The sequence below is a fragment of the Streptomyces pinistramenti genome, from assembly GCF_020564935.1.
Lineage (GTDB): Bacteria > Actinomycetota > Actinomycetes > Streptomycetales > Streptomycetaceae > Streptomyces > Streptomyces pinistramenti.
The window spans coordinates 1-8,828 of record NZ_JAJCXB010000110.1 but is presented as its reverse complement, the minus strand read 5'-3'; the positions used below and the strand labels follow the sequence as shown (position 1 = coordinate 8,828).

Annotated in this window: 6 protein-coding genes and 3 pseudogenes; 7 read left to right on the top strand and 2 right to left on the bottom strand. The window is 73.6% G+C overall.

Annotated features, from left to right (window positions below):
* From LIU39_RS34290 to LIU39_RS34275, 4 genes and pseudogenes are all read left to right on the top strand, one after another.
* Positions 1-237, top strand: a pseudogene (locus LIU39_RS34290) (hypothetical protein); the annotation flags it as partial.
* A 130-nt stretch (positions 238-367) separates the two neighbouring features.
* Complete coding sequence (locus LIU39_RS34285) at positions 368-1,282, top strand: metal-dependent hydrolase (protein WP_227050893.1); 915 nt, start codon at positions 368-370, stop codon at positions 1,280-1,282.
* 1 nt (position 1,283) lies between these two features.
* Positions 1,284-2,399 carry a PDR/VanB family oxidoreductase gene (locus tag LIU39_RS34280; RefSeq protein ID WP_227050892.1) on the top strand — a complete coding sequence of 372 codons (1,116 nt, stop codon included), beginning with the start codon at positions 1,284-1,286 and terminating at the stop codon, positions 2,397-2,399.
* A 36-nt stretch (positions 2,400-2,435) separates the two neighbouring features.
* Positions 2,436-3,131 (top strand): TetR/AcrR family transcriptional regulator, encoded by a 696-nt coding sequence (locus tag LIU39_RS34275; RefSeq protein WP_227050891.1) that lies wholly within the window; start codon positions 2,436-2,438, stop codon positions 3,129-3,131.
* A gap of 82 nt (positions 3,132-3,213) precedes the next feature.
* On the opposite strand, the pseudogene LIU39_RS34270 reads toward LIU39_RS34275, so the two are convergent.
* Positions 3,214-3,518 (bottom strand): annotated as a pseudogene (locus LIU39_RS34270) (RNA-guided endonuclease TnpB family protein); the annotation flags it as partial.
* A 387-nt stretch (positions 3,519-3,905) separates the two neighbouring features.
* Between LIU39_RS34270 and LIU39_RS34265 the strand changes: the two are divergent.
* The 3 genes and pseudogenes from LIU39_RS34265 to LIU39_RS34255 all read left to right on the top strand — a co-directional run bounded on the left by LIU39_RS34265 (position 3,906) and on the right by LIU39_RS34255 (position 7,266).
* On the top strand, positions 3,906-5,540 hold the full coding sequence (locus tag LIU39_RS34265; RefSeq protein ID WP_227050890.1) for a glycoside hydrolase family 13 protein: 1,635 nt from the start codon (positions 3,906-3,908) through the stop codon (positions 5,538-5,540).
* 24 nt (positions 5,541-5,564) lie between these two features.
* Positions 5,565-6,309 (top strand): annotated as a pseudogene (locus LIU39_RS34260) (LacI family DNA-binding transcriptional regulator).
* A gap of 96 nt (positions 6,310-6,405) precedes the next feature.
* Positions 6,406-7,266, top strand: a complete 861-nt coding sequence (locus tag LIU39_RS34255) for a phosphatase PAP2 family protein (protein WP_227050889.1) — start codon at positions 6,406-6,408, stop codon at positions 7,264-7,266.
* A gap of 47 nt (positions 7,267-7,313) precedes the next feature.
* Here LIU39_RS34255 and LIU39_RS34250 read toward each other — a convergent pair.
* Positions 7,314-8,828, bottom strand: a 1,515-nt coding sequence (locus tag LIU39_RS34250) for an amidohydrolase (RefSeq protein ID WP_227050888.1), incomplete at its 5' end; no start/stop codon positions are given.

The following is an 8,828-nucleotide window of genomic DNA, read 5'->3' as shown; positions in this document are numbered from 1 at the left end:
GGTACGGGGTGCGGGCCGCGGGGCCCGCGGGTGCTCGCCGGGGTGCTCTGGCAGGCCGGCGGCGGCAGGTGGTGGCTGCTGGCGGCCGGGAGTGACCAGGTCGGCGGAATCACCGCGAGCGGCGGGGTGCAAGGCCGGGTGGCGGGGCGGCTGATGGCGCTGCCGGCGCAGGCGGGCGCGCACGCGGAGCTGTCCGGCCGGCTGGTCGGCGGCGGCCGCGTCACGGGGCTGCACTGACGGCGGCTGCGGGCGGCCGGTCGCTTCCTGACGGCGCGGGGGTTTCCCCGCGCCGTCGTCGTGTGTCCGGCGGGAATTCCCGCGTGCACGGGGGTATTGCCAACGACTTACCCCCCAGTACATTGACGCCATGTCTAATAAGTCGGCGCCGCGGCCGCAGCCGGTCGCGTCCGAGCGCATCCCGCTGAAGGCCCGCAACGTCGCGTTCGACTGGGCGGACACCCCGTTGCACTGGATCCCGGGCGACCCGGCCAGCGCCCACACGATCAATGTGCTGCATCTGCTGCTGCCCGCCGGGGAGCGCTGGTTCGTGCACGTCTACAAGCAGGCGCTGCCGCTCATCCGGGATCCGCGGCTGCGCGAGGACGTGATCGGCTTCATCGGCCAGGAGGCGATGCACTCCCAGGCGCACGACGACGTCCTGCCCCATCTGCGGGCGCTGGGCCTGGATCCGGAGCCGTACACCGCGCAGGTCGACTGGCTCTTCGAGAAGCTGCTCGGCGACCGGACGCTGCCGCCGGGCCGGGCACGCGTGTGGTGGCTGAAGGAACGGGTCGCGATGATCGCCGCGATCGAGCACTACACCGCGTTCCTGGGCGACTGGGTGCTCAACGCCGATGCGCTGGACGCCAGGGGCGCCGACCCGGTGATGCTGGACCTGCTGCGCTGGCACGGCGCCGAGGAGGTCGAGCACCGTTCGGTGGCCTTCGACCTCTTCCAGCATCTCGACGGCGACTACCGGCGGCGGGTGCGCACCTGGGCCACCGCCTTCGCCGCGCTGGTGTTCCTCTGGCAACGCGGCACCCGCTTCTTCGTGGCCAACGACCCTTCGCTGCCCGGCGGCAGGGCGTCGGCCAGGGACTTCCTGCGTGGCGGCCGGCAGGGTGTGCTGCCGACGCCGGGCGGCATGCTGCGGTCCATTCCCCAGTACCTGAGCCGGACGTACCACCCGTCGAAGTACGGCAGCACCGAGCAGGCCGCCGCCTATCTCGCCCACTCCCCCGCCGCGACCGCGGCCGACGCCACTGCCCCCGGAGGCTCCTGACATGCCCGCACTGCCGCGTATGCGCACCGCGCTGCTGGTGGCCGGCGCCGCCCTGCTCGCCCGCCGGGCGCTGCGCGGCCGGATCGGCCGGTCGCCGCTGTGGCCGATGCCCGCGCTGGACCGGCCGGTTTCGGGCCGGGGACCAGGGCGCGGGCCTGCCGCCCCGCTGCGGCTGCGGGTCGCCGAGCGGACCGCTGCGGCCGACGGGGTGGTGGTGCTGCGGCTGACCGGCGCACGGCTGCCGGGCTGGGAGCCGGGGGCACACCTCGACCTGGTGCTGCCGTCCGGCACCGTGCGGCAGTACTCGCTGTGCGGGGAGCCGGCCGAAGCGGTGTGTCCGAAGGGCGGGGCGTACACCATCGCGACGCGGCTGATCGAGGACGGCAGGGGCGGCTCGCGCGAGGTGCACGAGCAGCTGCGCGAAGGGATGGAGGTGGAGGTGCGCGGCCCGCGCAACCGCTTCCCGCTGGCGGACTGCCACGCCTATCTCTTCATCGCGGGCGGCATCGGCATCACGCCTCTCCTGCCGATGGTGCGGCAGGCGGAGGCGGAGGGGGTGCCGTGGCGGCTGGTGTACGCGGGGCGTTCGCGCGCCTCGATGCCGTTCCTCGCCGAGGTGGAGAAGCTGGCGGGGGCGGGCGACGGGCGGCTGACGGTGGCCGCCGAGGACGAGGTGGGGCGGCCGGATCTGGCGGCGGCCCTGGCGGACGCGCCGCCGCACGCGGCCGTGTACTGCTGCGGCCCCGATCCGCTGATGGACGCGGTGGCCGCGCTGCTGCCAGGGGGCGCGGCCGGACTGACCCTGCACACCGAGCGGTTCGCGCCCGCGCCCCTCGCCCCTGCCGGGGAGAACGCGCCGTTCTCCGTGGAGCTGCGGCGCACCGGCCGTACGATCGCCGTGCCCGCGGACACCAGCGTGTTGCGGGCGATCCGCGAGCAGGCGCTGTCCGATCTGCCGTACTCCTGCGAGCGGGGCTTCTGCGGGACCTGCCGGCAGCGGGTGCTGGCGGGCGAGGTGGACCACCGCGACGAGCTGCTGACCGACGCCGAGCGGGACGACTCGCTGCTGATCTGCGTGTCCCGGGCGCGGGGTGCGTCTCTCGTTCTGGACCTGTGAATCCCCGGTGTGCCCGAGGTCGTTAGGGTGTGCGGCATGACGACCGGGGCGCGCCGCAGGATGGGTGTCGAGGAGCGGCGCGAGCAGCTGATCGCCGTCGCCCTCGACCAGTTCAGCCACCGTTCGCCCGAGGATGTGTCGATCGACGAGATCGCCGAGGCGGCCGGGATATCGCGGCCGCTGGTGTACCACTACTTCCCGGGCAAACAGCAGCTCTACGAGGCCGCGTTGCGGCGGGCGGCCGACGAGCTGGCGGCGCGGTTCGTGGAGCCGCAGGAAGGGCCGCTCGGCGCCCGGCTGCTGCGGGTGATGGAGCGGTTCTTCGACTTCGTCGACGAGCACGGCCCCGGTTTCTCGGCGCTGATGCGGGGCGGCCCGGCGATCGGTTCGGGCCGCACCGGCGCGATGATCGAGGGCGTACGGCAGGCCGCCTACGAGCAGATCCTCGCCCACCTGCGCGTCTCGTCGCCCGCGCCGCGGCTGGCGTTGGTGGTGCGCTCGTGGATCTCGCTGGCCGAGACGACGGCGCTGTTGTGGCTGGACGGCCGGCGGATCCCGCGTGCCGAGCTGGAGCGCCAGCTGGTGCACGACTTCGCGGCGCTCGCTTCGGTGAGCGCGGCGTACGACCCCGAGACGGCGGCGGTCGTCCGCCGCTTCCTGGCGGACGAGCCGGCGGACGGGATGTTCGCGGACCTGGTCACCCGCTTGATGGCGCTGCCCGAGACGGTCTGAGCGCGGACGCCGGGGCGGGGGCGGCCGGGCTCATTCCCGTGCCGGTACCGGCCCCGGTGCAGGCGATCAGCTGGGAATCGTCGAAGTCGCGTATCGACTGCCGCTGCGGAGCCGAGGAGCCCGCACGCAGCCACGCGTTCGCCTTACGGGCCGTTGTCAGCATCTTTCCGTCAGCATCTTGTCGAGCTGCGCCGGACCGCACGTCCGCTTGTCCGTGCCTCCGGGCCGGTGCCTGTTCCGTGCGTGGGTCTGCTTGGGCTTCGCGCGCCACTCGTTCCCCGCCCACCGGCACCGGTCCCACTCCGCCATCAACGCGGCGGACGACAGACGCAGGCGGAAGGCCCACCGGGCACACCCGGTGTCCTCCGCTGTCGCTGCTGTCGTCATGCACGACAACCTGCCCGGGAGGTAGGACAGTTGAGAGCTCTTGTTGGTTCTGGGGTGCCTCGCCCCGGCACCGGGTGAACTCCGGGTCGCCCCGCCGGCGATCCGGCTTCCCCTGCCCTGCTCCGCAGGAGCCCTGAAGGAGGGGACAGCCTCCGAGATGTGCGGTGAACTCCTCGGGGTATTGCCCGAGTTGGCGGTCAGGAACGTAACGACGACGCCAGGAAACGGAAGGAGCCTGCGGTAAATCTCTGCAAGGCCACCGGAACTTTGCGCAGGGGGATGGCCGGAAGGTCACCCACGGCCCGGCCGCCGCCCCGTCACCGCACGGCCGCCCGAGCGTTGATTCCGGTGGAGACCGACCGACTCCTCACTCGACAGGGACGGCAGATGACCCAGGAGCTCACTTCCCCCAGCCCCGCCCGCCAGGCACCAGGACCGGGCCACGGTCCCGGCTGGTGGCGCGACGCCGTCATCTACCAGGTCTACGTGCGCTCGTTCGCCGACAGCGACGGCGACGGCATCGGCGACCTGCGCGGCGTGCGCAGCCGCCTGCCGTACCTGAAGGAGCTTGGCGTGGACGCCGTCTGGCTCACGCCGTTCTACGCATCCCCACAGGCCGACGGGGGCTACGACGTCGCCGACTACCGCGCCGTCGACCCGCTCTTCGGCCGCCTCCAGGACGCCGACGAACTGATCCGCGCCGCCCACGAAACGGGCCTGCGGGTCATCGTCGACATCGTGCCCAACCACACCTCCGACCAGCACCCCTGGTTCCAGGACCCGGAGCTGGCCCGGCAGCGCTACGTCTTCCGGCCCGGCAAGGGCGAAAACGGCCAACTGCCGCCGAACGACTGGGAGTCGATCTTCGGCGGCCCGGCCTGGACCCGTACCGAGCGCGGCGACTGGTACCTCCACCTCTTCGCCCCCGAGCAGCCCGACCTCGACTGGGACAACCCGGACGTGCACGCCGAGTTCGCGGCCATCCTGCGCTTCTGGCTCGACCTGGGGGTGGACGGCTTCCGGATCGACGTCGCGCACGGCATGGTCAAGGCGGCCGGCCTGCCGGACATCGGCCGCGGCGCCCAGGCCACCCTGATCGGCAGCCAGCACCTGCCGTTCTTCGACCAGGACGGCGTGCACGCCATCCACCGCACCTGGCGCACCCTGCTGGACAGCTACGACGGCGCCCGCATCGGCGTCGCGGAGGCATGGGCCCCCACCCCGGAGCGGCTGGCGCTCTACGTCCGCCCCGACGAACTGCACCAGGCATTCAACTTCCAGTTCCTGGGCGCGGGTTGGCAGGCCGACGGGCTCCGCGCGGTCATCGACGCCTCACTGGCCGCCACCGCGTCCGTCGGCGCCCCCACCACCTGGGTGCTCTCCAACCACGACGTCGTCCGCCACACCACCCGCCTCGGCGGCAGCCTCCCCCGCGCCCGCGCCGCGACCCTCCTGATGCTCGCGCTGCCCGGCTCCGCGTACCTCTACCAGGGCGAGGAACTGGGCCTGCCCGAGGTCACCGACCTGCCCGACGAGGCACGCCAGGACCCGGCGTTCTTCCGCGGCACCGTGTCCGCAGCAGCGGCACCGGACGGCGCATCCGATGCCGGCGGGCAGGACGGGATGCGGGACGGCTGCCGGGTGCCGCTGCCCTGGGCGGGCGACCGGCCGCCGTACGGTTTCGGGCCCGGCGGCAGCTGGCTGCCGCAGCCGGCCGGCTGGGGCGGCCTTTCGGTGGCGGCACAGAGCGGCGACCCGGACTCCACCCTGGAGCTGTACCGCGCGGCGCTCGCCCTGCGGCGCAGCCACCCGGGCCTGGGCGACGGGGAGATGAGCTGGCGACCGGCCCCCGACGGGGTGCTCGCCTTCGCCCGTCCCGGCGTGCTGTGCACCGTGAACACCCTGCCGGACGCAGTCGAACTCCCGCTTCCCGGGCGGCTGTTGCTGTCCAGCGCGCCGGTCGCCACCGAGGGCGGCAGTGCGCTGCTGCCGGGCGACAGCTGTACCTGGTGGGCGATCTGAGGGGCGAAAGACACAGCCCCCTGCATGACCGCCCGGCTCGCCGATATGGCAGCGCAGGCAGGTGTCAGCGAGGCCACCGTCAGCAGGGTGCTCAAGGGGAAGCCCGGCGTCTCCGCGACCACCCGTCAGTCCGTTCCGGCCGCCCTCGGCGCGCTGGGCCACGAGCGTCCGGTGCGGCTGCGGCAGCGCAGCGCGGGCCTGGTCGGGCTGCTCACGCCGGAGCTGGACAACCCGATCTTCCCGGCGTTCGCGCAGGTCATCGGGCAGGCGCTGACCTGTCAGGGATATCTGCCGGTGCTCGCGACGCAGAGCCCGGGCGGCTCCACCGAGGACGAGCTGACGGAGATGCCGGTCGACCGCGGGGTGGCCGGCATCACAGTCGTCTCCGGGCTGCACGCCGGGCAGGGCGGCGGCCGCCGCCCTGATCGAGCGGGGCGCGACGGCGGTGGTCTGCGCCGGCGACATGATGGCGCTCGACGCGGTCCGTGCGGCCCGGCAGCGCGGGCTCGCCGTACCGCGCGAGGTGTCCGTGGCCGGCTTCGACGACTCCCCGCTGATCGCCTTCACCGATCCGCCGCCGACCACGATCCGGCAGCCGGTGCCCGCGATGGGGCAGGCGGCGGTGCGTGCGCTGCCGGAGGTGAGGGGCGGCACCCCGGCGTCGCACTGTGAGTGCCTCTCCCCTCCCGAACTGGTGGTCCGCGGGTCCACCACCTCGGCGCCAAAAGGTGCGAATACCCCCAAATCCGTCGGCATCCCTGAGGAGTAGGGGGTCCGCCGTCCCCCTTGAGACCTACGCCGGGGTGCCGGATCCCCGTCCGGGGAATGATCGGCGGGTTACCGCTTTCTGGCAGACTGTCTGCCTATGGGTGAAGCGCATGTGAGGACTTTGGACGACCGGCCGGCTCCCCCGCCGCCCCACGGCGCGACCGCGGAACGTCCCGTGGAGAAGGGCCGGATCGCCCGTCTGCGCTCCCCTCGCGCACCGCGCCTGTGGTTCGAGATCCTGCTCATCGCGATCAGCTACTGGATCTACTCCCTCATCCGCAACGCGGTCCCCGAGCAGAAGGACCGGGCGCTGCGGAACGCCGACTGGATCTGGCAGGCCGAGCACTCCCTGGGCATCGCGGTCGAGCACACCGTCAACCACGCGATGAACGCCGTGACGTGGCTGATCGTCCCGATGAACTACTACTACGCCACCCTGCACTTCTTCGTGACCATCGGCGTCCTGGTCTGGCTCTACCGCTGGCATCCCGGCCGCTACACCGCGGCCCGTCTCGCGCTGTTCGCCACCACCGGCGTGGCCCTGGTCGGCTACTACTTCTACCCGCTGGCGCCGCCGCGGCTGATGGCGGGCGGCGGCTTCGTCGACACCCTGCCCGCGCACCACACCTGGGGCTCGATGGCGTCCGGCGATCTCGCCTCGATGTCGAACCAGTACGCGGCGATGCCGTCGATGCACATCGGCTGGTCGCTGTGGTGCGGCCTGACCATAGCGCTGCTGGCCCGCCCGCTGTGGGCGAAGGTCGTCGGCCTGCTCTACCCCTTCTTCACCCTGCTCGTCATCGTCTCCACCGCCAACCACTTCTGGCTGGACGCGCTCGGCGGCGCCCTCTGCCTGCTCTTCGGCTTCGCCCTCGCCTGCCTCTGGTACGGCACGCTGCCGCACCATCTGGCCCGTTACGTCGGCAAGCCGGCCCGGGGTGCGGCCACCGCGGGCTGAGCACCGCCGCGGGCGGGGCCGGTCCGCCCGGCCGCCCGCGCGGGTTTTTACGCCGTGCCCCGGTGCGTGACGCGGCCGCCGCTCATCGTCAGCCGTACGGGGGCGGCGGCGACGTCGTCGGCCGGTGCGGTCACCGGGTCGACGGCCAGGGCGGTGAGGTCGGCGCGGAAGCCGGGCGCGATCCGGCCGGCCTGTGCCTCTTCGCCGGCGGCCAGCGCGGCATGCGAGGTGAGGCCCTCCAGGGCCATCAGTCCGGTCAGTGCCTGGTCCGGGGTGACCGGGGCGGTGCCGGGCTCTCCCGCGGGGCGCCGCAGCCGGGCGGCGGCCAGGGTGGCGCGCGGGTCGTGGTGTGCGATGGGCCAGTCGGAGCCGAGGACCAGCACGGCGCCGGCGTCCCGCAGGTCGCGGCAGCGCCAGGCCCGCCCGGCGCGCTCCGTACCGACCCGCCTCGACCAGGCGTCGGGGTGGTCGGCGCGGGTGTATCCGGTGTGCAGGGGCTGCATGGAGGCGACGACGCCGAGCGCGGCGAAGCGGGGGAGCTGGCTGGTGGGCACCGTCTCGATGTGCTCGATGCGGTGCCGGTACCGGCCGGACGCGCCGGTGTCGCCGAGGAGTTCGACGGTGTCCAGGACGTGCCGGACGGCGGCGTCGCCGATGGCGTGGGTGGCGGTGCGCACTCCGGCGCGGGCGAGGTGGTGCACGGCGTGCGTGTACGCGGCCGGGTCAGGCCAGAACGCCTCGGTGCCCTCGCCGTGGCAGTCCGGGCGCTCCAGCCAGGCCGTACCGCCCTCGACGGTGCCGTCCATGAAGAACTTCACGCCGTCCACCCGCCATTGGCGGCCTGCCAGTTGCTGGAGCGCGACGAGGTGGCCGAGCCCTTCGGCGTCGATGCCTGGCATGCACCAGGGCGCGAGGCGCAGCCGCAGCGGGAGGTGGCCCTCGGCCTCGATGCCGTCCAGGAGCTGCGGGACGTCCGGGCTCTGGAGGTCCATGACGTGGGCGCCGGTGAGCCCGGCGGCCGCCATCTCGTCGAGCACGGTCAGCAGCCGGGTGCGGCGTTCGGCGGCTGCGGGGCGGGGGACGACGGGCAGCAGCAGGTCCATCGCGGCGTGTTCGACGAGGTGTCCTGTGGGCCGGCCGCGATCGTCGCAGACGACGCTGGCGCGCTGGGTGAAGGTGCGCGGTCCGTCGATGCCGGCGGCGGCCAGGGCGGCGCCGCGGGCCAGGGCGGAGTGCCCGTCGTAGAGGCGCAGGAAGGCGGGGGCGCCGCCGAGTGCGTCCTCGATGAGGTCGCGGTGGACGGGGTGGTCGCCGAAGACGTTGTGGTCCAGGCCCCAGCCGGTGACCCATTGGCCGGGGGCCAGGGCGCGGGCGGCGGTGGCGAGCACGGTGCGCAGTGCGTCGAGGCCGCGGCAGCCGGAGAGGTCGGCTCCGGTCGCCATGTCGACACCCCAGACGGGGTGGCTGTGCCCGTCGACGAAACCCGGCGTGAGGGTGGCGCCGCCCAGGTCGATGACCTCGGTGGCGGCGCCCCGCCAGTCGCGTCCGTCCCGTTCGTCGCC